The sequence below is a fragment of the Escherichia sp. WS1265 genome, assembly GCF_046487585.1.
GTDB lineage: Bacteria > Pseudomonadota > Gammaproteobacteria > Enterobacterales > Enterobacteriaceae > Escherichia > Escherichia coli.
In genome coordinates, this window is record NZ_JBJQJE010000001.1 from 334,829 (window position 1) to 360,337 (window position 25,509).

The 25,509-nt window shown below is 50.8% G+C and carries 21 protein-coding genes and 2 tRNA genes; 12 read left to right on the forward strand and 11 right to left on the reverse strand.

All coding sequences use genetic code 11. The features are described 5' to 3' along the window. The first annotated feature begins 54 nt into the window (after positions 1-54). From ACJHX3_RS01675 to ydhT, 6 genes are all read left to right on the forward strand, one after another. Complete coding sequence (locus ACJHX3_RS01675) at positions 55-681, forward strand: ferredoxin-like protein (protein ID WP_001070227.1); 627 nt, start codon at positions 55-57, stop codon at positions 679-681. A gap of 20 nt (positions 682-701) precedes the next feature. After that, on the forward strand, positions 702-2,804 hold the full coding sequence (locus tag ACJHX3_RS01680) for an aldehyde ferredoxin oxidoreductase (protein WP_001273485.1): 2,103 nt from the start codon (positions 702-704) through the stop codon (positions 2,802-2,804). Positions 2,805-2,816: 12 nt separating this feature from the next. Then, entirely contained in the window at positions 2,817-3,467 is a 651-nt protein-coding gene (locus tag ACJHX3_RS01685) for a YdhW family putative oxidoreductase system protein (RefSeq protein WP_001469170.1), read from the forward strand. Positions 3,468-3,530: 63 nt separating this feature from the next. Then, positions 3,531-4,199, forward strand: a complete 669-nt coding sequence (locus ACJHX3_RS01690; protein ID WP_094321781.1) for a 4Fe-4S dicluster domain-containing protein — start codon at positions 3,531-3,533, stop codon at positions 4,197-4,199. Then, positions 4,196-4,981 (forward strand): thiosulfate reductase cytochrome B subunit, encoded by a 786-nt coding sequence (gene phsC / locus ACJHX3_RS01695; RefSeq protein WP_001069968.1) that lies wholly within the window; start codon positions 4,196-4,198, stop codon positions 4,979-4,981. The genes ACJHX3_RS01690 and phsC overlap by 4 nt, the downstream gene beginning before the upstream one ends. 3 nt (positions 4,982-4,984) lie before the next feature. Continuing rightward, positions 4,985-5,797: a protein YdhT gene (gene ydhT / locus ACJHX3_RS01700; protein ID WP_000587586.1), complete on the forward strand. Its 813-nt coding sequence runs from the start codon at positions 4,985-4,987 to the stop codon at positions 5,795-5,797. Between the two features lie 5 nt (positions 5,798-5,802). Here ydhT and ACJHX3_RS01705 read toward each other — a convergent pair whose 3' ends face one another. The 4 genes from ACJHX3_RS01705 to ACJHX3_RS01720 all read right to left on the reverse strand — a co-directional run bounded on the left by ACJHX3_RS01705 (position 5,803) and on the right by ACJHX3_RS01720 (position 8,109). Beyond that, on the reverse strand, positions 5,803-7,413 hold the full coding sequence (locus tag ACJHX3_RS01705; RefSeq protein ID WP_094321779.1) for an FAD-NAD(P)-binding protein: 1,611 nt from the start codon (positions 7,411-7,413) through the stop codon (positions 5,803-5,805). Between the two features lie 125 nt (positions 7,414-7,538). Further along, positions 7,539-7,844 carry a monooxygenase gene (locus ACJHX3_RS01710; protein ID WP_000212668.1) on the reverse strand — a complete coding sequence of 102 codons (306 nt, stop codon included), beginning with the start codon at positions 7,842-7,844 and terminating at the stop codon, positions 7,539-7,541. A 107-nt stretch (positions 7,845-7,951) separates the two neighbouring features. Then, positions 7,952-8,028: transfer RNA gene (locus ACJHX3_RS01715), tRNA-Val, on the reverse strand. Positions 8,029-8,032: 4 nt separating this feature from the next. Continuing rightward, a tRNA-Val gene (locus ACJHX3_RS01720) sits at positions 8,033-8,109 on the reverse strand. A 308-nt stretch (positions 8,110-8,417) separates the two neighbouring features. On the opposite strand from ACJHX3_RS01720, the gene ACJHX3_RS01725 reads away from it, so the two are divergent. Continuing rightward, positions 8,418-9,674 carry an AIDA repeat-containing protein gene (locus tag ACJHX3_RS01725; RefSeq protein WP_094308060.1) on the forward strand — a complete coding sequence of 419 codons (1,257 nt, stop codon included), beginning with the start codon at positions 8,418-8,420 and terminating at the stop codon, positions 9,672-9,674. A gap of 40 nt (positions 9,675-9,714) precedes the next feature. Here the strand turns inward: ACJHX3_RS01725 and mdtK are convergent, their stop codons facing one another. Further along, on the reverse strand, positions 9,715-11,088 hold the full coding sequence (mdtK, locus tag ACJHX3_RS01730; protein WP_001174939.1) for a multidrug efflux MATE transporter MdtK: 1,374 nt from the start codon (positions 11,086-11,088) through the stop codon (positions 9,715-9,717). Positions 11,089-11,302: 214 nt separating this feature from the next. Between mdtK and ribE the strand changes: the two genes are divergently transcribed. Beyond that, complete coding sequence (ribE, locus tag ACJHX3_RS01735) at positions 11,303-11,944, forward strand: riboflavin synthase (protein WP_000493947.1); 642 nt, start codon at positions 11,303-11,305, stop codon at positions 11,942-11,944. 39 nt (positions 11,945-11,983) lie between these two features. Here the strand turns inward: ribE and cfa are convergent, their stop codons facing one another. Beyond that, on the reverse strand, positions 11,984-13,132 hold the full coding sequence (gene cfa / locus ACJHX3_RS01740) for a cyclopropane fatty acyl phospholipid synthase (protein ID WP_000098896.1): 1,149 nt from the start codon (positions 13,130-13,132) through the stop codon (positions 11,984-11,986). A 290-nt stretch (positions 13,133-13,422) separates the two neighbouring features. After that, positions 13,423-14,634: a purine nucleoside transporter PunC gene (punC, locus tag ACJHX3_RS01745; RefSeq protein ID WP_001182352.1), complete on the reverse strand. Its 1,212-nt coding sequence runs from the start codon at positions 14,632-14,634 to the stop codon at positions 13,423-13,425. A gap of 112 nt (positions 14,635-14,746) precedes the next feature. Here punC and punR point away from each other — a divergent pair, with 112 nt between their 5' ends. Beyond that, a complete protein-coding gene (gene punR, locus ACJHX3_RS01750; protein WP_000269493.1) occupies positions 14,747-15,679 on the forward strand; it encodes a DNA-binding transcriptional activator PunR in 933 nt (310 codons plus the stop codon). On the opposite strand, the gene purR is transcribed toward punR, so the two are convergent. Continuing rightward, the gene (purR, locus tag ACJHX3_RS01755) at positions 15,676-16,701 is read right to left on the reverse strand and encodes an HTH-type transcriptional repressor PurR (RefSeq protein WP_000190982.1); all 1,026 of its coding nucleotides are present in this window, start codon (positions 16,699-16,701) and stop codon (positions 15,676-15,678) included. The two genes, punR and purR, sit on opposite strands and share 4 nt — an antisense overlap. A gap of 298 nt (positions 16,702-16,999) precedes the next feature. Here purR and cydH point away from each other — a divergent pair, with 298 nt between their 5' ends. Both cydH and ACJHX3_RS01765 read left to right on the forward strand, forming a co-directional pair. Continuing rightward, complete coding sequence (cydH, locus tag ACJHX3_RS01760; RefSeq protein WP_000102278.1) at positions 17,000-17,089, forward strand: cytochrome bd-I accessory subunit CydH; 90 nt, start codon at positions 17,000-17,002, stop codon at positions 17,087-17,089. Positions 17,090-17,254: 165 nt separating this feature from the next. Next, positions 17,255-18,424, forward strand: coding sequence for an MFS transporter (locus ACJHX3_RS01765; protein ID WP_000701039.1), 1,170 nt, complete (start codon positions 17,255-17,257; stop codon positions 18,422-18,424). A 145-nt stretch (positions 18,425-18,569) separates the two neighbouring features. On the opposite strand, the gene sodB is transcribed toward ACJHX3_RS01765, so the two are convergent. Both sodB and mepH read right to left on the reverse strand, forming a co-directional pair. Beyond that, complete coding sequence (sodB, locus tag ACJHX3_RS01770) at positions 18,570-19,151, reverse strand: superoxide dismutase [Fe] (protein WP_000007283.1); 582 nt, start codon at positions 19,149-19,151, stop codon at positions 18,570-18,572. A gap of 127 nt (positions 19,152-19,278) precedes the next feature. Next, positions 19,279-20,106, reverse strand: a complete 828-nt coding sequence (gene mepH / locus ACJHX3_RS01775) for a peptidoglycan DD-endopeptidase MepH (RefSeq protein WP_000101172.1) — start codon at positions 20,104-20,106, stop codon at positions 19,279-19,281. Between the two features lie 334 nt (positions 20,107-20,440). Here mepH and grxD point away from each other — a divergent pair, with 334 nt between their 5' ends. Further along, entirely contained in the window at positions 20,441-20,788 is a 348-nt protein-coding gene (grxD, locus tag ACJHX3_RS01780) for a monothiol glutaredoxin 4 (protein WP_000108172.1), read from the forward strand. A 50-nt stretch (positions 20,789-20,838) separates the two neighbouring features. On the opposite strand, the gene ACJHX3_RS01785 is transcribed toward grxD, so the two are convergent. Beyond that, positions 20,839-25,455, reverse strand: a complete 4,617-nt coding sequence (locus ACJHX3_RS01785) for an ATP-dependent helicase (RefSeq protein WP_094321778.1) — start codon at positions 25,453-25,455, stop codon at positions 20,839-20,841. Between the last annotated feature and the right edge of the window lie 54 nt (positions 25,456-25,509).

The window sequence follows — 25,509 nt, forward strand, 5'->3', positions numbered from 1 at the left end:
AATATCAGGCTGCTGAATTGTCAGCACTGTGTTTGCGAAGAGGATGCGAAATAAATGAACCCGGTTGATCGTCCACTATTAGATATTGGCTTAACGCGATTAGAATTCTTGCGTATATCAGGAAAAGGCCTCGCTGGTCTAACAATTGCCCCTGCGTTACTGTCACTTTTGGGTTGCAAACAGGAAGATATTGATAGCGGCACAGTAGGGTTGATAAATACACCCAAAGGGGTGCTGGTGACCCAACGTGCGCGATGCACGGGTTGCCACCGCTGTGAAATCTCTTGTACCAACTTCAACGATGGCTCAGTAGGGACATTCTTCTCCCGTATCAAAATCCATCGCAATTATTTCTTTGGCGATAACGGGGTTGGCTCTGGTGGCGGCCTGTATGGCGATCTCAACTATACCGCGGACACCTGCCGTCAATGCAAAGAACCGCAATGCATGAATGTCTGCCCGATTGGTGCGATTACCTGGCAACAGGAAGAAGGCTGTATTACCGTCGATCATAAACGTTGTATTGGCTGTAGCGCCTGTACGACGGCATGCCCGTGGATGATGGCGACCGTAAATACCGAAAGTAAAAAATCCTCGAAATGTGTGTTATGCGGTGAATGCGCAAACGCCTGCCCAACAGGGGCGTTAAAAATTATCGAGTGGAAAGATATTACTGTGTGAATCTTGCAAAGGAAAAAATCATGGCTAACGGTTGGACAGGTAATATATTAAGAGTCAATCTCACGACAGGAAATATTATCCTCGAAGATTCCAGTAAGTTTAAAAGTTTTGTCGGTGGTATGGGCTTCGGCTACAAAATTATGTATGACGAAGTACCGCCAGGCACGAAACCTTTCGATGAAGCGAATAAATTAGTCTTTGCTACCGGCCCATTAACTGGATCTGGTGCCCCCTGTAGTTCTCGCGTAAATATCACCTCACTTTCTACTTTTACCAAAGGAAATTTAGTCGTCGATGCCCATATGGGGGGCTTTTTTGCAGCGCAAATGAAATTCGCTGGATACGACGTCATTATTATCGAAGGGAAAGCGAAATCACCGGTATGGCTGAATATTAAAGATGACAAAGTTAGCCTGGAAAAAGCCGATTTCTTATGGGGAAAAGGGACGCGCGCAACGACGGAAGAAATTTGTCGCTTGACCAGTCCGGAAACCTGTGTGGCGGCTATTGGTCAGGCTGGGGAAAACCTTGTTCCTCTCTCTGGCATGTTGAATAGCCGTAACCACAGCGGTGGTGCGGGAACTGGCGCAATAATGGGTTCGAAAAACCTTAAAGCGATTGCGGTTGAGGGGACGAAAGGGGTCAACATTGCCGATCGTCAGGAGATGAAGCGTCTCAACGATTACATGATGACTGAACTTATCGGCGCGAATAACAACCATGTCGTGCCAAGTACGCCGCAATCGTGGGCAGAGTATTCAGATCCCAAGTCACGTTGGACAGCACGTAAAGGGCTATTTTGGGGCGCGGCTGAAGGTGGTCCGATTGAAACGGGGGAAATTCCGCCAGGCAATCAGAACACGGTCGGCTTTCGTACCTATAAATCCGTTTTTGACTTAGGTCCGGCGGCAGAGAAATACACAGTAAAAATGAGCGGCTGCCACTCTTGCCCGATCCGTTGTATGACCCAAATGAATATTCCTCGGGTGAAAGAGTTTGGCGTGCCCAGCACAGGTGGTAACACTTGTGTAGCAAACTTTGTCCATACCACTATCTTCCCAAACGGGCCGAAAGATTTTGAAGATAAAGACGATGGTCGTGTGATTGGTAACCTGGTTGGTCTGAATCTGTTCGATGACTACGGCCTATGGTGTAACTATGGGCAGCTGCATCGCGACTTTACTTATTGTTACAGCAAAGGGGTGTTCAAGCGTGTTCTACCAGCTGAAGAGTATGCGGAAATTCGCTGGGATCAACTGGAAGCGGGTGACGTTAACTTCATTAAAGATTTTTACTACCGTCTGGCGCATCGTGTGGGTGAGCTGAGTCACCTGGCTGATGGTTCATATGCCATCGCAGAACGCTGGAATTTGGGTGAAGAGTACTGGGGCTACGCGAAAAATAAACTCTGGTCGCCGTTTGGCTATCCGGTTCACCATGCCAATGAAGCGTCAGCGCAGGTCGGTTCCATTGTTAACTGTATGTTCAACCGTGACTGCATGACGCATACCCATATCAACTTTATTGGTTCCGGTTTGCCATTGAAACTGCAACGTGAAGTGGCGAAAGAACTTTTTGGTTCTGAAGATGCTTACGATGAAACCAAAAACTACACGCCAATCAATGACGCAAAAATTAAATATGCTAAGTGGTCGCTGTTGCGGGTCTGTTTGCATAACGCCGTCACCCTGTGCAACTGGGTCTGGCCAATGACCGTTTCGCCGCTGAAAAGCCGTAATTACCGGGGCGATCTGGCGCTTGAAGCCAAATTCTTCAAAGCGATCACTGGCGAAGATATGACTCAGGAAAAATTAGATTTAGCTGCAGAGCGTATCTTTACGTTGCATCGCGCCTACACGATAAAACTGATGCAAACCAAAGATATGCGTAATGAACACGATCTTATCTGTTCCTGGGTATTCGACAAGGATCCGCAGATCCCGGTCTTTACTGAAGGTACTGACAAAATGGATCGTGACGATATGCATGCTTCGCTCACGATGTTCTACAAAGAAATGGGCTGGGACCCACAGCTTGGTTGTCCGACCCGCGAAACATTGCAGCGTCTGGGGCTGGAAGATATTGCCGCCGATCTGGCAGCACACAATCTACTGCCTGCGTAAGGAATGGGTGAGATGAACCATCAGGATGAATTGCCGTTAGCGGAAGTCAGCGAAATTGACGAGGCGAAGCGGCAATGGTTGCAGGGGATGCGCCACCCCGTTGATACGGTAAGTGAAGACATCACAGAACCAGAACCTGCTGAAATCCTGGCAGAGTTCATTCGCCAGCATTCTGCGGCTGGGCAGCTGGTGGCGCGCGCCGTGTTTCTCTCGCCACCCTATTCGGTTGCCGAAGAGGAACTGTCAGTTTTGCTGGAAAACATTAAGCAGAACGGAGACTACGCGGATATCGCGTGTATGACGGGAAGCCAGGATGATTACTATTACTCAACGCAGGCCATGAGTGAAAACTACGCGGCGATGTCTTTGCAAGTTGTGGAGCAGGACATTTGTCGCGCTATTGCACACGCCGTTCGTTTTGAGTGCCAGACGTATCCTCGTCCTTACAAAGTCGCCATGCTGATGCAAGCGCCATATTACTTCCAGGAAGCGCAGATTGAAGCCGCGATCGCCGCGATGGATGTTGCACCTGAATATGCCGATATACGGCAGGTGGAGTCATCGACGGCGGTGTTGTACTTGTTTAGCGAGCGATTTATGACCTATGGCAAGGCGTATGGCTTATGCGAATGGTTCGAGGTAGAGCAGTTTCAGAACCCCTGAAATTTCAGGGAGATGTCATGGATAGGGTGGACAGTAGCAGCCACTGCATTAGGGGATAATCAGATGTCCTTCACTCGACGCAAATTTGTTCTGGGGATGGGAACAGTAATCCTTTTTACTGGTTCTGCGTCTTCTCTGTTAGCGAACACGAGGCAAGAAAAGGAAGTTCGGTATGCCATGATTCATGACGAGTCACGGTGCAATGGCTGTAATATTTGCGCCCGCGCATGCCGTAAAACTAACCACGTCCCCGCTCAGGGAAGCCGTTTATCGATAGCACACATTCCAGTCACCGATAACGACAACGAAACGCAGTATCACTTTTTTCGCCAGTCATGCCAGCACTGTGAAGATGCTCCTTGCATCGACGTTTGCCCGACAGGGGCGTCGTGGCGTGATGAGCAGGGGATCGTGCGGGTAGAAAAATCGCAGTGCATCGGCTGCAGTTATTGCATTGGCGCTTGCCCGTATCAGGTTCGCTACCTTAACCCTGTCACTAAAGTGGCAGATAAATGTGATTTCTGCGCTGAGTCCCGACTGGCAAAAGGCTTTCCGCCCATTTGCGTCAGCGCCTGCCCGGAACACGCCTTGATCTTTGGTCGCGAAGATAGCCCAGAAATTCAGGCGTGGTTGCAGGAAAATAAATACTATCAATATCAGCTACCTGGTGCCGGGAAACCGCATCTGTATCGCCGATTCGGTCAACATTTGATTAAAAAGGAAAATGTATGAACCCGTCGCAACATGCTGAACAGTTTCAGAGCCAGTTGGCGAACTATGTGCCACAGTTCACTCCCGAATTTTGGCCGGTGTGGTTGATCATTGCCGGACTATTGCTGGTTGGGATGTGGTTGGTGCTGGGGCTGCATGCCTTGTTTCGTGCTCGTGGCGTGAAGAAATCAGCCACCGATCATGGTGAGAAGATTTATCTTTACAGCAAAGCGGTCAGATTATGGCACTGGTCGAATGCGTTACTCTTTGTATTGTTGCTGGCAAGTGGGCTGATAAATCACTTTGCGCTGGTGGGCGCAACTGCGGTTAAAAGTCTGGTTGCGTTGCATGAAGTTTGCGGATTTTTGTTACTGGCATGCTGGCTCGGCTTTGTTCTGATCAATGCCGTTGGGGGTAATGGTCACCACTATCGCATTCGTCGTCAGGGTTGGCTGGAGCGAGCGGCAAAACAAACGCGATTTTATTTGTTTGGCATTATGCAGGGGGAAGAACATCCTTTCCCGGCAACAACACAGTCTAAATTTAATCCCTTACAGCAGGTCGCCTATGTTGGTGTCATGTATGGATTGCTGCCGTTGTTACTATTGACGGGGCTGCTGTGTCTCTATCCGCAAGTCGTGGGAGATGTGTTTCCTGGCGTAAGATACTGGTTATTGCAGGCGCATTTTGCTCTGGCATTTATAAGCCTCTTTTTTATCTTCGGTCATCTTTATCTTTGCACCACGGGGCGTACGCCACACGAAACCTTTAAAAGCATGGTCGATGGCTATCACCGGCACTAACGAATGATCATTACACGAGCAGACCTGCGAGAATGGCGTATCGGAGCGGTGATGTATCGCTGGTTCCTGCGCCATTTCCCACGCGGCGGTAGTTATGCCGATATTCATCATGCACTGATTGAGGAAGGATATACGGACTGGGCGGAGAGTCTGGTTGAGTATGCGTGGAAAAAATGGCTGGCGGATGAAAACTTCGCGCATCAGGAAGTTTCCTCTATGCAAAAACTGGCCACAGATCCCGGAGAGAGACCATTTTGCAGTCAGTTTGCCCGCAGCGACGATCATGCTCGCATCGGCTGTTGTGAGGATAATGCCAGAATCGCAACCGCTGGGTATGCCGCGCAAATTGCCAGTATGGGTTATAGCGTGCGGATTGGAAGTGTCGGCTTTAACAGTCACATTGGCAGCTCCGGTGAACGCGCACGGGTTGCTGTAACCGGTAATTCTTCGCGGATAAGCAGCGCTGGAGATAGTAGTCGGATTGCAAATACCGGAATGCGAGTACGCGTTTGTACATTGGGTGAACGGTGTCATGTCGCCAGTAATGGTGACCTGGTGCAAATCGCCAGCTTTGGCGCAAACGCCAGAATTGCCAATAGCGGCGACAATGTACACATCATTGCCAGCGGTGAAGATTCGACAATAGTGAGCACGGGCGTGGTCGACTCAATTATTCTCGGGCCAGGGGGAAGCGCCGCACTGGCATATCATGACGGCGAAAGAGTTCGCTTCGCCGTCGCCATTGAAGGTGAAAACAATATTCGAGCCGGAGTCCGCTATCGCCTTAATGAACAGCATCAGTTTGTTGAGTGCTGATAGCTTTACATTTGATCAAACGAAAGACGCCGACGAGCACGGGATGCAGGCTTTACGACCGCCTGAGCCATCGCCTCACCAATTTCTGCACATGCCGTAAGTCCCTGTACGAATGGCTGGTCGTGCATCAACCAGGGCAACGCGCCGAACGCTACGCGCCCACGAATTTCTTCGGGTTGCTGTAGCGTATAATCTTCGCCAACATCAGGGATTTCATCCCCTGTTTTCTGTAATTGTTCGCGTAGTCCAGGGAAAGGAATATCTTTCACTTTAAGCGGACGCTGCCCGCGGGCATCAATAAAAACGTCAAACGAGTAGCTATTGTCTTCCGTTTTCAGGACGGTGCGCGACTCATTAATTTCCATTTCGTAGTCTTCACCGAGGGCGAGAATATGAATGATTCCCGCTTCACGTAAGGCCAGTAGTCGACGAATAGACTCTGAAGGGATTGCCGCATAATTATCGATGAAAACCCGGGCAAAGCCTTTACTGAACCGTTTATGGTCGTGTTCATTCAGATGAGGAACAATTTCCTGTACTGCTTCATGCAGGCGCAGAATGACATAACGCCAGGGAACAGTATGTTTTTCTCGTTTATTGCGTTCGACTTCCTGGAGATTTTTTTCTGCCCAGTCAAATGGGGCGCGTTGTTTGCGCTCGGCAAACCAGGCTTGAGCAAAGGAATCGACATTCAGGCTTTCTAAGGCTATGCGTTGGCTCCAGTCTGGATCAGCAAACTTGATTTCCTCTACTATCAATCTAAATACCCGATCCAAAAGGCCCTCTTCGCCTTTTTGAATCTCAGCATTTAATGCTTGATCAGTGACGATGTGTAAGGGCTCGTAGGGAATAGGGCAATAGAAATCGGCTTCGGGTAAAATACCTGTGCGCGACATTAACGTAATATTTAGCTTTTCACTTGCGTTATCGCGGTGAAAAATGACGTGTTGTTTATCATCTTCAATGAACGAACCATGCTGAATAGCCACTGCCATTGCCGCATCCAGTCCGCTCAAGGATGTTCCCATAATACCCACGTTACACGCATCGACCTTTGCTTCCATCAGGCCTGACCACGGGCTGGGAAAATACGTTCTGGTTGCTTCTTCTTCATCAGGCCAGACGTGACCCGTGGCAATCACCGCTAAATCAAACGTCTCGCTGGGTAAATCCTGATTTGTAGCGAGCATGACGCCAGCATTTGTAATTTGCAGATCGGTAACCTGGCATGATTCATAAACAGCCACTGCAAATTTTTGCTGTCGTGCCTGGTCTACTAATCGTAAAAATTGATCGCGGAAATATTCGCCCAGCAGAATTCGCGGTAAAAACTGACGATCGTGCAAGGTTTCTTTTTTAACGCCATAACGCTGGAGATGGCTGGCTTCTTGCTTTTGTAGCCATTCGAGATACGTACAATAAATCGGCGGTATTTCAATACTGGCAATATTTGCCAGCATCATTTTTGAGTTTTCCTCATCACTGTATGGCATCCCGACACCGGCTTCATCAGCCTGCTCGAAGATAGAAATAGAAAGTGGAGTTTGTTGCTGTAGAAGCGAGAATAAGGTGTAGATCCCCGTAGGCCCGGCACCCACAATAGCAATTTTTTTCATTGTTACTTACCTGTACGCATTCTTTCGAATTTAGTGTTATCAGATAAGTTTGGTTGAGATTTTTAGAATTTGAGAAATTTCAGACAGGGATGAAAAGGGCGCTAACCGCCCTTGATTAAATTCTGTCAGGCGAGTTTTGCCTGATTGATTTGACTAAGTGGCTCATTGACATCGAAAACTTTGGCGACAACTTCCTCAACGCCGAGATTTTTCAGTCGGGCAGTATGTTTTTCCAGATAGGCAAGGGCGCTTTTTTCATCAGTAAAAAGGTAGATCCCACCGGCTTCGTGGTTCTTTTCACTTTCTGTCCATACCTTCCACAGAAAACCAGGTTCCTGATTAATCGACTCAGCAAGCGGTTCAAGCTGCTCAACCATTGCGTCGCCAAATGGGCCATTAAAAGCAAAATGAAGTTGTAACAAAGTTGCCATAGCGATTCTCCTTCTGATAACGCATACGAAGACAGTGTAAATCTTTTAACGTATTGGATACAGAGAAGAAACAGAGGGAAAAAGGAGAAGACCAGATTAAGAAAATCTGGTGCGTCCGAGTGGACTCGAACCACCGACCCCCACCATGTCAAGGTGGTGCTCTAACCAACTGAGCTACGGACGCAGGATGGTGCGTTCAATTGGACTCGAACCAACGACCCCCACCATGTCAAGGTGGTGCTCTAACCAACTGAGCTATGAACGCAACGTTGTAGGTGACAACGGGGACGAATATTAGCGGCAGAGTGGGAAGGTGGCAAGAGGCAAAACGTAATTTTCTGCGCTATTTCGACCGTTTGCAGAGCTTTTAAGCAAATTGGCTATATTTTGTTGATTTGCAAGGGCGATTTTTATTCAGGATCGCATTTACATCTGACACAACCCAATAATCTGTGTATCAGAGTTTAAACAGAGTTGTTTGCCACCATCTCAAAATCTGTCGTGGATAAATCCTCCGTAGCCTTTACACTTAGGTAGCAATAAAGGCACACAGATGCAGCAAAGGAATAAATCATGGGATCTGATGCGAAAAACTTGATGAGCGACGGGAACGTGCAAATTGTTAAGACCGGCGAGGTCATTGGCGTGACGCAACTTACTGAAGGTGAGTTAATTGTTGAAGCTGGCGGAAGAGCCGAAAATACCGTGGTCACGGGGGCTGGCTGGTTGAAAGTGGCAACCGGTGGGATCGCCAAATGCACACAGTACGGCAACAATGGCACGCTATCGGTCAGCGACGGTGCCATTGCCACAGATATTGTTCAGTCCGAGGGAGGCGCAATTAGTCTCTCTACGCTCGCTACGGTTAATGGCCGCCATCCCGAAGGTGAATTCAGCGTTGATAAAGGTTATGCCTGCGGTTTGTTGCTGGAAAATGGCGGTAACCTGCGTGTACTGGAAGGCCATCGCGCGGAAAAAATCATTCTCGATCAAGAGGGCGGCCTGTTGGTCAATGGGACAACCTCAGCGGTCGTGGTAGATGAAGGTGGTGAATTGTTGGTGTATCCAGGTGGGGAAGCCAGCAATTGTGAGATTAATCAGGGCGGCGTTTTTATGCTGGCGGGGAAAGCCAATGATACGTTGCTTGCTGGTGGCACCATGAATAATCTTGGTGGTGAAGACTCTGACACTATTGTTGAGAATGGATCCACTTATCGTCTGGGGACGGATGGTCTTCAGCTCTACAGTTCCGGTAAGACGCAAAACTTGTCCGTTAATGTAGGTGGTCGGGCTGAAGTGCATGCTGGTACGCTGGAAAACGCGGTAATACAAGGTGGGACAGTGATCTTGTTGTCACCCACCAGCGCGGACGAAAATTTTGTCGTAGAGGAAGATCGCGCACCGGTTGAACTGACCGGGAGTGTTGCATTACTGGACGGCGCTTCAATGATTATTGGCTATGGCGCAGATCTGCAACAATCAACGATTACTGTACAGCAGGGCGGTGTATTGATTCTCGACGGCAGTACGGTAAAAGGTGACAGTGTCACTTTCAGTGTTGGTAACATCAATCTAAATGGCGGAAAACTGTGGCTAATCACTGGTGCGGCAACGCATGTGCAACTGAAAGTGAAACGCCTGCGCGGAGAGGGAGCGATTTGCCTGCAAACCAGTGCGAAAGAAATTTCACCTGACTTCATCAATGTGAAAGGGGAAGTTACTGGTGATATACACGTTGAGATAACAGATGCCAGTCGGCAAACTCTGTGTAACGCACTGAAACTACAGCCAGACGAAGACGGGATTGGCGCAACGCTCCAGCCTGCGTAAAAACACAGGCGCAACCCGTGAAGGTTGCGCCTTGTCTTTACTAGCGAGCTGCTCGTTGCAGAATGATGGCTGACGGCAGACGTTGCAGGAACCGCATACGCAGCATCATCATAATGGCTGCCGACGTCAGGCCAATAATAAAGCCTATCCAGAAGCCTGCTGGCCCCATAGGTTCAACGACCAGATCGGTCAGTGCCAGAATATAGCCGCTTGGCAAGCCCAGCACCCAGTAAGCCGTAAAGGTGATATAGAAAATGGAACGCGTATCTTTATAACCACGCAAAATCCCACTGCCAATCACCTGGATAGAGTCAGAAATCTGATATACCGCCGCCAGCAACATCAAATGCGCAGCCAGCGTTACAACCTCGGGATTGTCGTTGTACAACAGGGCGATTTGCTCCCGCAGTGAAACCGTGAAAATGGCCGTCAGGGTTGCCATACAGACACCCACCATAAGCCCGGTCCGCGCAGCGGTTTGCGCATCCAGCGTTGAGCCCTGACCCAGACGATAACCTACGCGGATAGTTACCGCTGCCGCCAGCGACATTGGAAGCACAAACATCAGTGAACTAAAGTTCAGGGCAATCTGGTGTCCTGCGACATCAACAATACCGAGCGGAGACACTAACAGAGCCACGACGGCAAACAGCGTTACTTCAAAGAACAGCGCCAGCGCAATTGGCAAACCGAGTTGAATCAGTCGTTTCATAACCGCAGGATCGGGCTTCGCAGTGCCTTTTTCGTTACGAATATCGCGCATCGAGCGGGCGCGTTTAATGTAAGAAACCATGGCAAGGAACATGACCCAATACACCGCCGCAGTAGCCACGCCACAACCAACGCCACCGAGCTCAGGCATACCGAAATGACCATAAATAAAGATATAGTTCACCGGAATGTTCACCAGCAGGCCGATAAAGCCCATTACCATACCCGGCTTGGTTTTTGCCAGACCTTCACATTGGTTACGGGCAACCTGGAAGAACAGATAGCCCGGCGCGCCCCATAGCAACGCACGCAGATAACCCACGGCTTTGTCCGCCAGAGCCGGATCGATGTTTTCCATGGAGCGGATAATGTAACCTGCATTCCACAGCACCAGCATAATGAGAACGGAAACAAAACCCGCCAGCCAGAAACCCTGTCGCACCTGATGCGCAATGCGCTCACGTCGACCGGAACCATTTAATTGCGCGATAACCGGCGTTAATGCCAGCAGCAGTCCGTGACCAAAGAGGATCGCCGGAAGCCAGATAGAAGTACCGATAGCGACCGCCGCCATGTCGGTGGCACTATAGCCGCCCGCCATCACGGTATCGACAAAACCCATCGCAGTTTGGGCGATTTGCGCGAGAATCACCGGGATTGCTAATGCTAATAACAGACGCGCTTCACTGATATACTTCTGCACGTGAACACCTTTTATTTGTAGTTATATGAGAGACTAAAAAGCCGCCTGAATGGGCAGCAAAAAGAAGAAGCAGGGGAAATTCAGTCTATTGTAGCGAGGATTTATTAATTCTCCAGTGAAAAAATAGCCATTCTTGCCCCTTCACTGGTAAGGGCGTTTTCCACCTGCTATTGTGCTGAACAGAATGTCTTAACTGATTTCAGGAGTTGTAAGTATGTTTACGGGGATTGTACAGGGCACCGCAAAACTGGTGTCGATTGACGAGAAACCAAATTTTCGCACGCATGTGGTGGAGTTACCCGACCACATGCTGGACGGCCTGGAAACCGGTGCGTCCGTGGCGCATAACGGTTGCTGCCTGACCGTAACGGAAATTAACGGCAACCATGTCAGTTTTGACCTCATGAAAGAAACGTTACGCATTACCAATCTTGGCGATTTAAAAGTGGGGGATTGGGTAAACGTTGAGCGTGCGGCGAAATTCAGCGATGAAATTGGCGGACACTTAATGTCAGGTCATATTATGACCACCGCTGAAGTCGCGAAAATATTAACCTCGGAAAATAATCGCCAGATCTGGTTTAAAGTCCAGGATAGTCAGTTGATGAAATATATCCTGTACAAAGGATTTATTGGCATCGACGGTATTAGCCTGACCGTCGGCGAAGTCACGCCAACGCGTTTTTGCGTCCATTTAATTCCGGAAACACTGGAACGCACGACTCTTGGGAAGAAAAAACTCGGCGCACGCGTCAACATTGAAATCGATCCACAAACTCAGGCAGTGGTAGATACGGTAGAACGAGTGCTGGCGGCACGAGAAAATGCCATGAATCAACCAGGTACAGAAGCCTGATCTGAAATCGCCCCCGGAGAGGGGGCGATAGAATAGCCTTTAGCGAGCCACTCGAAGGCCGTTTTCAACACCGCGTGAGAACACCACCTGCCAGAGCTGAATATCACGGGCGCGGAAAGCACCTGCACAGGCATTCAGATAATAGGTAAACATCCGTTTAAAGCGTTCACTGTAGTTATCCGCAATTTCTGGCCATGCGGCGAGGAATCGTTCATACCACGCCATCAACGTAGTATCGTAATCAGCACCGAAGTTATGCCAGTCTTCCATCACAAAGTGGGGTTCGCTGGACTGAGCAATCTGGCGTACAGAGGGCAGGCAACCGTTCGGAAAAATATATTTATTAATCCAGGGATCAACATTCAGATCGGTTTTTTTCGAACCGATAGTATGGAGCAGGAATATGCCTTCCGGTTTCAAATTACGATCCACCACCGCAAAATAGGTATCGTAATTTTTCGGTCCGACGTGCTCGAACATCCCCACAGAAACAATACGATCAAACTGGTCGTTCAGGTCACGATAATCTTGCAGCAAAATGGTGACATCCAGGCCTTCACAGCGTTCCTGAGCCATTTTTTGCTGTTCGGCAGAAATGGTGACGCCAACCACGCTTACGTCATAATTAGATGCCATGTAGTGCGCCAGTCCGCCCCAGCCGCAGCCAATATCCAGTACGCGCATCCCTGGTTTTAACTGCAATTTTTCACAAATCATTTTGAGCTTCGCCTGCTGGGCAGATTCCAGATTATCGGCATCTTTCCAGTAAGCGCAGGAATATTGCATGAAGGGATCAAGCATGCGGCTGAACAAGTCATTACCCAAATCGTAATGCTCTTTGCCGACTATCCAGGCACGTTTTTTACTCTGCAGATTGAAGAGACGAGCGCCGGCAATACGCAGCGTGTCTTTGAAATGATGGGGGAGTTGGTTCTCGAGACCTGCGCGTAAGACTTTGCTAAAAAACATATCCAGTCGGTCACATTCCCACCAGCCATCCATATAACTTTCGCCTAACCCCAAAGAGCCTTCCTGCAGAACGCGTTTAAAAAAATCGGGGTTTTTCACACGAATATCCGCCGGGGCAGAACCGTTAATGGCTATACCGGCACGGCTAAGTAATTCGTTGGCGATACGGTACCAGTTGTCATCCGGTACACTGACTTCTTCTATACACGATGAACTCATAGTTTCTCCATCACTGGTCGGTGATCAGAACCTTAAAACAGCGTAGACGCTTTTTGGGCTTTGTGAGAAATCTCGCAGAAAAAACCGCGAGTCTATAATCCGACGTAGAACAGAGGGAAAGGAGGAACCCTTGCCGAAATGACCATCCATAGTGAGTCGGGAACGATCCTGTCCCCGTAAAAACATAATATTTATCGTAGCTTTAACAACTCGAAATTAGTATAGGCCGCTAATTTCAATCATACAACAAAATTTTGTTAGCAGCCTAAGTATAAGTATATCGATATAGATCAGTGTGATTCGCTATGAGCGACTTCGGCATTGCCATGATTCTGACAGTCTACTTCTTCACAACGTTGCATCATGTAACCCAGAGCGACCAGCACTACTGTTGATAACATCACGCTGGTGGTGGTGAGCAATGGCGTGCTGATACTGATCAGCCAGGAAACTACCAGACTTGCGAGGAAGCACAGACCCAGTTGTAGAGTGTTCTGCAACGCTGCGGCGCGACCAGTTGCATGTGGGAAGGGACGCAGCGCCTGGGCGACAACAATCGGGTAGATCGCGCCATTGGCAATCGCCATCACACAGAATGGGATCAGGATTTCGACTAGCGACACATGGCTAATGAAGCCCACAGCCCAGGTCGCAATGACGCTGACAGCAAACAGTACCAGCAACCACGGTAATAACTGCTTGCCTTGCCATTTCTGCAGTGCGGCGCGACAGCCATAACCACCAATCAGAAACGCGATAGTTTGCGGGACATAACTTAAACCAATAACTGCCGGGCTGTAGCCCATTTCACTAAGGATGAACGGTGAGCCGGTCAGCCATGCAAAAAAACTGGCTGAACAGGCCGCATATATCAGCACGTTGCCGCGATAGATCTTAGAACGTAGCAGGTCGGTAAAGGTCAGACCATCCTGACTATTGTTACGGGCCTTCGTCGTGGGTTTGAGCCAGAAAATAGGCAGAATCAGCACCACGGTAATGGCAAACAGGGTGGCGAAAATCGCCTGCCAGGAAAAATGGACCAGCAGCCAGCTTCCTAACAGAGGAGCCAGTGCCGGAGATAGACCCACCAGCGGCATGATGGTCGCAAAAATACGGTTAACTTTCTGCGAAGGATAATAATCCGTCACTAACGCTTGCCAGATAACCGCCGCGGCGCAGACACCCACAGCCTGTACAAAACGCAATACCAGCAGCGTGGCGGCGTTTTCAACCCACAGCATCCCCAGACTACCTAACGCAAAAATTGTCAGGCCGATTAATAACACCGGTTTACGACCATAACGGTCGGAGAGCGGCCCCCACAGAAGCTGGGCTGCGGCAAAACCGGCAAGGAACAGACTAAGGCTGGCACTGACAGCAGACGCAGGCGTTTGCAGGTCGGCCTGTATGGCGGCGAAAGCAGGCAGATACATATCGGTTGCCAGAAAACCGAGTACGCTCAAACCCGCCAGCCAGACTAAAAATCTTTTCCCAGGTTGCATGTATATTCTCTAAATCTCTCAATTAAACACCGCCGCAAAGTGTAGGGAGTGAAATTAGTGTTGTGAAACGGTAATATTTGATGACTGGTTTCAAAAATTTTGCAGGCAGACTATGTGGTCAGAATATTCACTCGAAGTTGTTGATGCGGTAGCGCGTAATGGTAGTTTTAGCGCTGCGGCACAGGAGTTGCATCGCGTTCCTTCTGCGGTCAGCTATACCGTGCGTCAGCTGGAAGAGTGGCTGGCGGTGCCGCTGTTTGAACGACGTCACCGTGATGTGGAACTGACCGCTGCCGGGGCGTGGTTTCTCAAAGAAGGGCGCTCTGTTGTCAAAAAAATGCAGATCACCCGGCAGCAATGTCAGCAGATAGCGAACGGCTGGCGCGGTCAGTTAGCTATCGCAGTGGATAATATTGTCAGGCCAGAACGTACACGGCAGATGATCGTTGATTTTTATCGCCATTTTGATGATGTCGAACTTCTTGTCTTTCAGGAAGTGTTCAACGGTGTCTGGGATGCGCTTTCCGACGGGCGCGTGGAACTGGCGATTGGCGCAACACGCGCGATTCCGGTAGGCGGTCGTTATGCCTTCCGGGATATGGGGATGCTAAGCTGGAGTTGCGTTGTTGCCAGCCATCACCCGCTGGCGTTGATGGATGGCCCGTTCAGCGATGATACGTTGCGCAACTGGCCGTCATTGGTGCGCGAAGACACCTCGCGAACGCTACCTAAACGTATTACCTGGTTGCTGGATAACCAAAAAAGACTTGTCGTGCCTGACTGGGAATCATCGGCAACCTGTATCTCTGCAGGATTATGCATAGGGATGGTGCCAACACATTTCGCCAAACCGTGGCTTAATGAGGGGAAGTGGGTAGCATTAGAACTGGAAAACCCCTTTCCGGATTCGGCATGTTGTCTGACATGGCAGCAAAATGATATGTCGCCTGCGTTAACCTGGTTGCTTGAGTATCTCGGCGATAGTGAGACGCTGAATAAGGAGTGGCTGCGGGAGCCGGAAGAGACTCCCGCAACAGGTGATTAACGGCGATAGTCGCGGAACGGGCCGTCAGCCACGGAGCGGCGTTCAATCAACCGCGGATGCACTTCAATGGATTGCGGTTCTTCGCGTTTATTGACGATACGATCCAACAGCATGTTAAACGCCGTTTCGCCCAGCGAATCTTTTGGCTGATGGATCGTGGTCAGCGCCGGCGTAAAATAGCGGGCGTTGCGCACGTTATCATAACCGATCAGCGAAACATCCTGGGGCACGCGCAGACCCATTTCATCAGCAGCACAAAGTGCGCCCATTGCCATGATATCGCCACCACAGAAGACGGCAGTAGGGCGATGCGGCTGCGACAGGATTTGCTGCATGGCGCGATAACCGGATTCAGGTTCAAAATCACCCTGTACAATCCAGCTTTCCGGCACCTTGATCATCGCTTCTTCCATCGCCTTCATAAAACCGGCAAGGCGGCCTGCGCCAGTGTTACGTTCCAGCGGGCCGGGGATAACGCCGATTTCGCGGTGACCGCGTTCTATCAGATAACGCCCGGCCATGTAACCGCCTTCGAACGCGTTATCAATGACCGCATCGGTGAAGTCAGCTTTTGCTTCACCCCAGTCCATCACCACCATTGGGATATGGCGATACTCTTCCAGCATCGCCAGCAACGGCTCTGGGTACTCAGAACACATCACCAGCAGACCATCGACGCGTTTTTGCGCCATCATCGACAGATAAGCCCGCTGTTTCTCAAGATTGTTCCACGCATTGCCCAGAATCAGGGTGTAACCTTTCTGGAAGCAATTTTTTTCAACCGCTTCAATGATCTCGGCAAAATAGGCCGCTTCGCTGCTGGTCGCCAGCAAACCGATAGACTTGGTGTGGTTAACCTTCAGGCTACGCGCCACCGCGCTAGGGGAGTAGTGTAATTCTTTGATCGCTGCCCACACGGCGTTGCGCGTTTCTTCAGCGACGAAACGTGTTTTGTTGATCACGTGTGACACAGTTGTAGTGGAAACGTTTGCTCGTTTCGCTACATCTTTTATTGTTGCCATTCCATTTCACTCCAGACCCTAACTTCAGCTCCTGCAAAATCGCAAGGTAAACGTTTGCCTTTACACACCTTACGCACAACAAAAGTGTTGCGGTACGCCGGAAAAACGACACGGAGCGTCAGGAAGGGGTCAATGGCCAGTACGCAAATAGTGTAAGCGTGGAATTTTGGCCGATCTTGACGAAAAGGGGAAGTGGTAAAAACACTTATCATTATAAATGACGGGAGATTTTTTCATCACAGTGTGTAAAAATGCGTAATATCACTTTTTGTGTGGTAATAAAAAAGGAGAAAACTTGATGAGCACCGACCTTAAATTTTCACTGGTAACAACGATTATCGTCCTCGGTTTGATCGTGGCCGTGGGTTTGACAGCCGCGCTGCACTGATTTCCTCTCGAGGGAGCGCGTTCTCCCTCGCATCTCCTTCCTTTTTGTTAGCAAAATGGCAAAAGTGTTTTCTCTTTTTGTTATTTTCATTTTTTTGTGATTGCTGTCATGCTTTCGCCACTTTAATGAATATCGCGTAATGACGCGAAGAGGTGGAGATAAGGCATGAAAATTAACTATCCGTTGCTGGCGCTGGCGATTGGCGCGTTTGGTATCGGGACAACGGAGTTCTCGCCAATGGGCTTGTTGCCCGTCATTGCGCGCGGTGTGGATGTCTCGATTCCCGCTGCCGGAATGTTAATCAGTGCCTATGCAGTTGGCGTAATGGTGGGCGCGCCGCTGATGACGCTTCTACTTTCTCATCGTGCCCGCCGCAGTGCGTTGATTTTCCTGATGGCGATTTTCACGCTCGGCAACGTACTTTCCGCCATCGCGCCGGATTATATGACCCTGATGCTTTCACGCATTTTGACCAGCCTGAATCACGGAGCATTTTTTGGTTTGGGTTCAGTCGTGGCCGCAAGCGTGGTGCCAAAACATAAACAGGCCAGCGCAGTTGCCACTATGTTTATGGGGTTAACCCTGGCAAATATCGGTGGCGTTCCGGCAGCGACCTGGTTGGGCGAAACCATCGGCTGGCGGATGTCATTTCTGGCAACTGCGGGGCTGGGCGTGATTTCAATGGTAAGTCTGTTCTTCTCATTACCTAAAGGTGGCGCAGGGGCGCGACCTGAAGTGAAAAAAGAGCTGGCGGTATTAATGCGTCCGCAGGTGCTGTCTGCATTGCTGACGACGGTACTGGGAGCTGGTGCAATGTTTACCCTCTACACCTATATCTCTCCGGTACTGCAAAGTATTACCCACGCAACGCCGGTGTTCGTTACGGCAATGCTGGTGCTGATTGGTGTCGGATTCTCTATTGGTAACTATCTCGGCGGCAAACTGGCAGATCGTTCAGTTAACGGCACGTTGAAAGGCTTTTTGTTGCTGCTGATGGTGATTATGCTGGCAATCCCGTTCCTGGCCCGCAATGAGTTCGGCGCAGCTATTAGCATGGTGGTGTGGGGCGCTGCAACCTTTGCGGTCGTACCGCCGTTACAGATGCGCGTGATGCGTGTCGCCAGTGAAGCGCCAGGTCTGTCTTCATCAGTCAATATTGGTGCCTTTAATCTTGGAAATGCGCTGGGAGCAGCTGCTGGTGGTGCGGTAATTTCCGCTGGGCTGGGATACAGCTTTGTGCCGGTGATGGGGGCGATTGTCGCAGGACTGGCATTATTGCTGGTGTTTATGTCAGCCAGAAAACAACCTGAGGCAGTTTGCGTTGCCAACAGCTAATTAAACAAAAACGCAGAAGGATAACCTTCTGCGTTACAGTTGCTGGCAACGTGCGATTTATCTTGCCGGATGCGGTGTTAACGCTTCATCCGAGTTGGCATGGTAAGCGAAGCGCATCAGGCAATGTTGCATTTGCCATCAGTTATTATGCAGCGAGATTTTTCGCTACGAATTCCCAGTTCACCAGCGCCCAGAAGTGCTCCAGATAGCCAGGACGTGCATTGCGATAGTCGATGTAATAAGCGTGTTCCCAGACATCAACGGTCAGCAGCGGAGTTGCATCGGTGGTCAGTGGAGTACCCGCGTTAGAGGTTGAAACGATAGCCAGCTTGCCATCGCTGTTTTTCACCAGCCAGGTCCAGCCAGAACCAAAGTTTTTGATCGCTGCGTCAGTAAACTGAGCTTTGAAATCGGCAAAGCTGCCAAAAGATGCGGCGATAGCTTCAGCGACTTTTCCAGTCGGTTCGCCACCCGCGTTCGGTGCCAGGCAGTTCCAGTAGAAAGTATGGTTCCAGACCTGAGCTGCGTTGTTGAATACGCCACCTTCAGAGCTGCGAATAATCTCTTCCAGTGATTTACCTTCAAACGCGGTACCTTTAATCAGGTTGTTCAGGTTAGTCACATAAGTCTGATGATGCTTGCCGTAGTGATACTCGATGGTTTCCGCAGAAATGTGCGGTGCCAGAGCATCTTTAGCATATGGTAGTGCAGGTAATTCGAATGACATTGCTACTCTCCTTTATTATTAATTTGCATACGTACAATAGCCTTATTGTGCGTATGGATAGGGTAGCAAATTAAAAGGTGAGACAAAAGATGAACTTACCCTGTTGCCGTAACAACAGGGTAAAGTTTTAGCGAAGTGTTTTTGGGGTCATTACCCGGCGAGCGCCAACATAGTGGCGCTGCCAGTAGTCTTCACTGAGAGAAGTGATTTGAATTTCCTGACCCGTACGCGGTGACTGAATAAATTTGCCGTTGCCGACATATACGCCGACATGATCGGCTGTACCGCGTCCCTGAGTACGGAAAAAGACCAGGTCGCCGTTTTTCAGTTCACTACGTTCGATTGGCGCTGCATCTCGCAGGTGATACATTTCATTCGCCGTACGCGGAATACGAATTTTCACCAAATCTTTATAAGCGTAATAAACCAGGCCGCTGCAATCAAAACCGGTACGCGGTGAGCTGCCGCCCCAACGATATGGCTTACCAATTTGCTGCATCAGTTTATTCATTGCCACTTTCGTAGCTTTTTGCACCTTCGCTTTGTGCGCGTCGGCAAGAGTTCCTGAAGCGGCATTTTTGACTTTCACACAATGCGATTTATAGCCCTTACGTTTGGTACACTTTTCGGTAAAGCTGGCTGAGGCCGTTTTATTGACGGCGTGTTTGCTGCGAGTTTTGGCGTTTTTAGAAGCGGTAATGGAAGATTTTTTAACGGAAGAAGCGGTTTTGCTTTTGGTCGTACTTTTACTGGCGGCTTTTTTCGCTGTTTTCTGGCTGACTTTCTGGGGCTTTTTGGTGGTTGCCGTGCTTTTCTTTTTATCTGCTTTTTTGGTGATATGAGTGGTAGCAGAACTCTCCCTGGCTTGCTTTGAAGCATGGGCCATAGGCGTTAAAGGCAGGGTGGTAAAAAGTAAAGCACAGAGCGTGATCGAAATACGGTTTATCCGCGCCACTGAGCGTCCCTCTGTTAAGGCAGGTCTATCATGCCTGCGTCTGATTTACAAAACTTGATGATTCTAATGCATAGAAGAAGAGAAAGTTAATAGCTTTTATTGTTAAAAAATACGTTTCGTTGGCGAGCGCAAAAAAATGCAGCAGTGAAAGCTAAAAATGGTTATAAATACGCCAGTTTGCCGTGCGTCAGGGAAGAAACGAATATTTGAAATGCAACAAATAGAGCAAAGGGATAAAATAGCAAAAGCGTGATGAAAATGTTATTTTCCGATGCCGCACTGACCCGCTACAATGTCAGATTACTGCCGTAAAGAAGTTTGAGGAAGCAAGACAATGAGCACCACTATCGAAAAAATCCAACGCCAGATTGCTGAAAACCCGATCCTGCTGTACATGAAAGGTTCACCGAAACTGCCGAGCTGCGGTTTCTCTGCCCAGGCAGTCCAGGCGCTTGCCGCATGTGGCGAACGTTTTGCCTATGTTGATATCTTGCAGAATCCGGACATTCGTGCGGAACTGCCGAAATATGCTAACTGGCCGACCTTCCCGCAACTGTGGGTTGACGGCGAGCTGGTCGGCGGTTGTGATATCGTGATCGAAATGTATCAGCGTGGCGAACTGCAGCAGCTGATCAAAGAAACTGCCGCTAAATACAAGTCTGAAGAGCCGGACGCGGAATAATCCGTCCAGCAATACTGACGGATGCGAACGGGCATCCGTCAGTCCTTTCTCTATCCCCAATCCAGTCCTTGTGGCGAACTTGAAAATCCCGCCTCACGCAGCAGCGTAAACATCGGCGTTTGCCGGACCGGTAGGTCATTCACTTCTGTTAGCGTAAAGCGCAGCCGTGGTTCGCGACGCAGTGCGGTAGTCAGCGCGTGGAAAACCTCTGGGGCGAGTAATTCCTCTTTTTCCTGCCAGACCAGCATTTTTTTGCCACCTTGCGCCAGATAGAGTAACAATTTTCCGCCAGAAACGACCACCAGCGCACCCGCCCGACGCGTTGGTATCAGCGTTGCCGGATGTGCAGGCCAGGGCAGAAGATTTCCCCACACATTAGCCGGATCGTTGGCAGAGAGCGCCACTGGTGTATAGTGGCGCGTTTGCGTGGTTTGTGTCGCCAGATCGCGCAATCGGTCAATAGTCAGACGTTCAGCGAATTGCGCGCCACCCAGACCTTCTACAAAACGACCTCGCATAATTCGCCCGGAGTCTTCCATACTTCGACAAAGCGTTTGCATCGATGGAAACCCGCCAGGGATATTTTCGGCTATCACCGCCTGACGACTGATGATGCCGTAGCGGTCGAGCATATTTTCCGCCAGCGCCAGCATCCTTTCGGTATCGTTTAGTGGCTCCACCTGCAATAACGACCAGCGTCCAGCAAGCTTTGGTGTGTTGTAAGATAGCAGCGGCGAGACGGGTTGCGCATAGACAGGACGTCCACGACGAGCCCGGTGACTGCGGCGAGTTGAGGTGCGTGTGTTGGTACTGCTGCGGGTGAGGGCGCGTAACGGTGCCCAAATGTCGCTGGTGATGACGCCTTGCCAGACCAGCGCCCATAACGCCTCTTGCATGGCTGAGGGATCAACCGATTCGCCGATTTTATCGCGTATCCGTTGGCTGATTTGTTGTGCAAACCAGGCTCCTCCGTCAGCCAGAACCGTGACTATCGCTTGCTGCAGTGCCGAACGATTCGCCTGATTCGCTTCGGCGGAAGTTAACGATTCTGCGGCATATTCCTGTAGATGCAGTGCCACCAGACCGTCATCTTCACCCAGCTTTTTTTGCCCCGACCAGATAACCGCACCGGTTGCCAGTAATTCATCGAGCATTTCTGGCGAATAGTCGCGTACGCGGGCAGGCAGGATCTGGCTTTCCCAGAGTGAGGCGGGTAAACCGACTCCGGCAAGCTGTTCGATCACCCGCATGACGCCATCCACGCCCTCATAAACGCCTGGCGGTGTTGAGGCAAAGAGTGCCGGGCTACCATCGGTGGCGGGTAATACGCCCTGACGTTCCAGCAGCAATCGCGCATAGGTCGTGGCCGCAACGGGACGCGTCGCTTCTCTGGCGGCTTGCAGCGAGCGCAAACGCAGACGACGAAATACTTCATCGCTCACCCAGATGTCTTGTTGCAGATTCATCACCAGCCCCTGTTCGCGCAGTTGCTGAAGTTGCTCTTCGACAATGGCAATACCGAGACTAAACTCATGAGCCAGTTGTTCAGACGTGACCAGAGCATGAGCCCGGAGATAGCGCAGAAAGAGGTCGCGAAGCGGGTAACTGACTCGGTGCAAATAAATCTCTGGCAGTGACTCTGGTAGTCGTACGCCGAGAGCATCGCGCAGCCTGGCGGCATCATCCATACAGGCAAGACGCTCCTGCCCGCTAATCATGGTCGGGAAGATTCGTTTTACTGCAAGAAGATTTTCCAGATACGACGCAATCTCTTCACTGCTGCCTGTATGCCGTTGCGCCAGGTCTTCAACGGTCATTGGCCCCAGTTCGCGCAGCAGGTCGAACAATCCTTCTTCACCTTTCGCTCTTCTGCCAGGAGCCAGTCGTTGCAACTCTTCTTCCACCTGGCGAATGACCTGCGGGTCGAGTAATTCCCCCGGATCGACCTGTCCGAGTAGATTGCGCAGTAACTCGCTGTCCAGCGACAGTACGGATGCCCGGCGCTCTGCCAGCGGGGCGTCGCTCTGGTACATAAATTCCGCGACATAGCCGAACAATAAACTGGCGGCGAAAGGCGAGGGCGTTGTGGTCGTTACATCGGATATTTGAATTTCGCCACCGTTCAGGCGACGCATCAAACGTTCCAGCGCGGGAAGATCATAAACATCTTGCAGACATTCGCGTAGGGTTTCGAGAATGACCGGAAAATCCGGATATCCCTGAGCGATTTCCAGCAACTGACTGGCGCGCAGCCGTTGTTGCCAGAGCGGGGTGCGATGGCCCGGCGTGCGGCCCGGCATTAATAATGCCCGCGCGGCGCATTCGCGAAAACGGGCGGCGAAAAGTGCCGAACTGCCTACCGCCTCGCGGACAATTTGTAGCAACTTTTCTGGTTCAAACAAAAAAATCGCGGCGTCGGGCAATTTACCATCAGTGTCAGGAATGCGCGCAACAATGCCGTCATCACTGGCGACCACAGACGCGTCAGCGCCCCATAGTGCATGTATTCGCCCGGCAATCGCCAGCGCCCAGGGTTCATGCACCCGTCTTCCATAGGGAGAGTGCAAAATAATACGCCAGTCGCCAATTTCATCACGGCACCGTTCGAGGACCAGATGACGACTCCCCGGAACGATGCCCGTCGCGTTGCGCTGCTCGTCAATCAACCCCTGAATATTGGCGATCGTATTTTCTTCTGCCAACCACGGGGGAATAGTCCCGGAAAAGAACGCGCCATCCGCCAGTAAATGGAGAAAATCGCCGATCATCTCGCCTAATTCTGCCGGACGTCCGTTACCTTCACCACGCCAGAAGGGGAGCCGGGCAGAACGACCCGGAGCAGGAGTCACAATCACCTGATCGCGGGTGATTTGCTGGATCCGCCATGAGGTAGCGCCGAGAGTGATAATGTCGTTCACCCGCGACTCATATACCATCTCCTCATCCAGTTCACCCACCCGCCGCGAACCGGCCTGTTCTTCACCTTCGGGTAATAACACGCTATACATGCCACGATCCGGAATGGTGCCACCACTGGTAACCGCCAACAGCTGAGCGCCAGGTCGGGCGGTCAATATCCCGGTCTCCCTGTTCCAGACCAGTTTTGGTCGAAAAGCAGAAAAATCGCCAGAGGGATAGCGCCCGGAAAGCATATCCAGCGTGGCGTCAAAAACACGTCTTGGCAGATCTTTCCACGGTGCGGCACGGCGTACGCGGGAGTACCATTCGTCTGCCTGTAATGCATCCATCGCCGCGGCGGCAACGGTTTGCTGCGCAAGGACGTCGAGTGGATTATGCGGTGGTGTCAGGTTTTCCAGCCTGCCTGCGAACATACACTCAACAATGACTGCGGAATCGACTAAGTCACGCCTGGTTCGGGGGAAAAAAAGCCCTTTGGAGATACCACCTACCTGGTGTCCGGCACGTCCAATGCGTTGTAACCCACTGGCAACAGAAAGCGGCGTTGCCACCTGAATCACCAGATCCACCGCGCCCATATCAATCCCCAGTTCGAGACTGGAGGTTGCGACCACGCAGCGTAATTCACCCGATTTCAGCGCCTGTTCGGTGATTGCTCGTTGTTCTTTAGACACGGAGCCGTGGTGTGATCGAGCAATAAAAACGTCGCTACTTTGTACACGGTTAGAGGTTGCGCTAGAGGTCGACTCGAAATGGGCCGCATCAACGGCGATAGACGGGGAACGCTGTAAGCGTGCGGCGTAAAGCTCATTCAATCGTGCCGTCAGTTTTTCCGCCAGCCCGCGTGAATTAGTAAAGACAATGGTCGAGCGATGGCGCAAAACTTCATCAAGGATACCCGTTTCAATATATGGCCAGATGGAGCCTTCCCGGCCGGCATGGCTGTCTTCGCCGGTGCCGCTGGCGACCGATGAGACATCATCCATATTGGCGACCGGTACGACAATCCGTATCTGCGGATGGCGCATTGCGGGCGGGTTGACTACCGTAACCGGGCGATCGCCACCAAGAAATGCTGCCACATCGCTGGCTGAGCGTACAGTGGCAGAAAGGCCAATTCGCTGTGCTGAGGCGTGGAGCAGCGCATCGAGCCGCTCCAGACTTAACGCCAGATGCGCACCACGTTTACTGCCCGCTACCGCGTGGACTTCATCAATAATTACCGTTTCGACGCCGCGTAGCGTTTCGCGCGCGCGGGAGGTCAGCATCAGATAGAGTGATTCGGGTGTGGTGATCAGAATATCCGGCGGATTACGGGTGAGTTTGCTGCGTTCCTGTGCAGGCGTATCGCCAGTACGGATCCCCACGCGAAGATTGACTTCCGTTTCGCCGCGCCGCCGCCGTTCATCGGCAATACCCTGTAACGGGATCTGCAAGTTGCGCTGAACGTCGGTGCCCAGAGCTTTTATCGGTGAAATATAGAGAATGCGTGAGGTTTTACGCTTATGCGCCTCGCGGGTATCTTCGCCGCCTTCGCGGAAGAGCTGATCGAGGGCGTAGAGAAATGCTGCCAGCGTTTTCCCGGAGCCAGTCGGTGCAATCACCAGCGCATGTTCGCCTCGCGCCGCCACATGCCAGGTTTGCGACTGGACAGCGGTCGGCTGTTTAAAGGCGCGAAGAAACCAGTCGCGGGTTGCCGGTGAAAACACGTCCGGCAGGGGCGATGAAAGGTTTGGATTATCTGCCATTAACGCTATTCCCCGTGAATATCATGCATGATGCGTGGAATAGCCTCACTATAG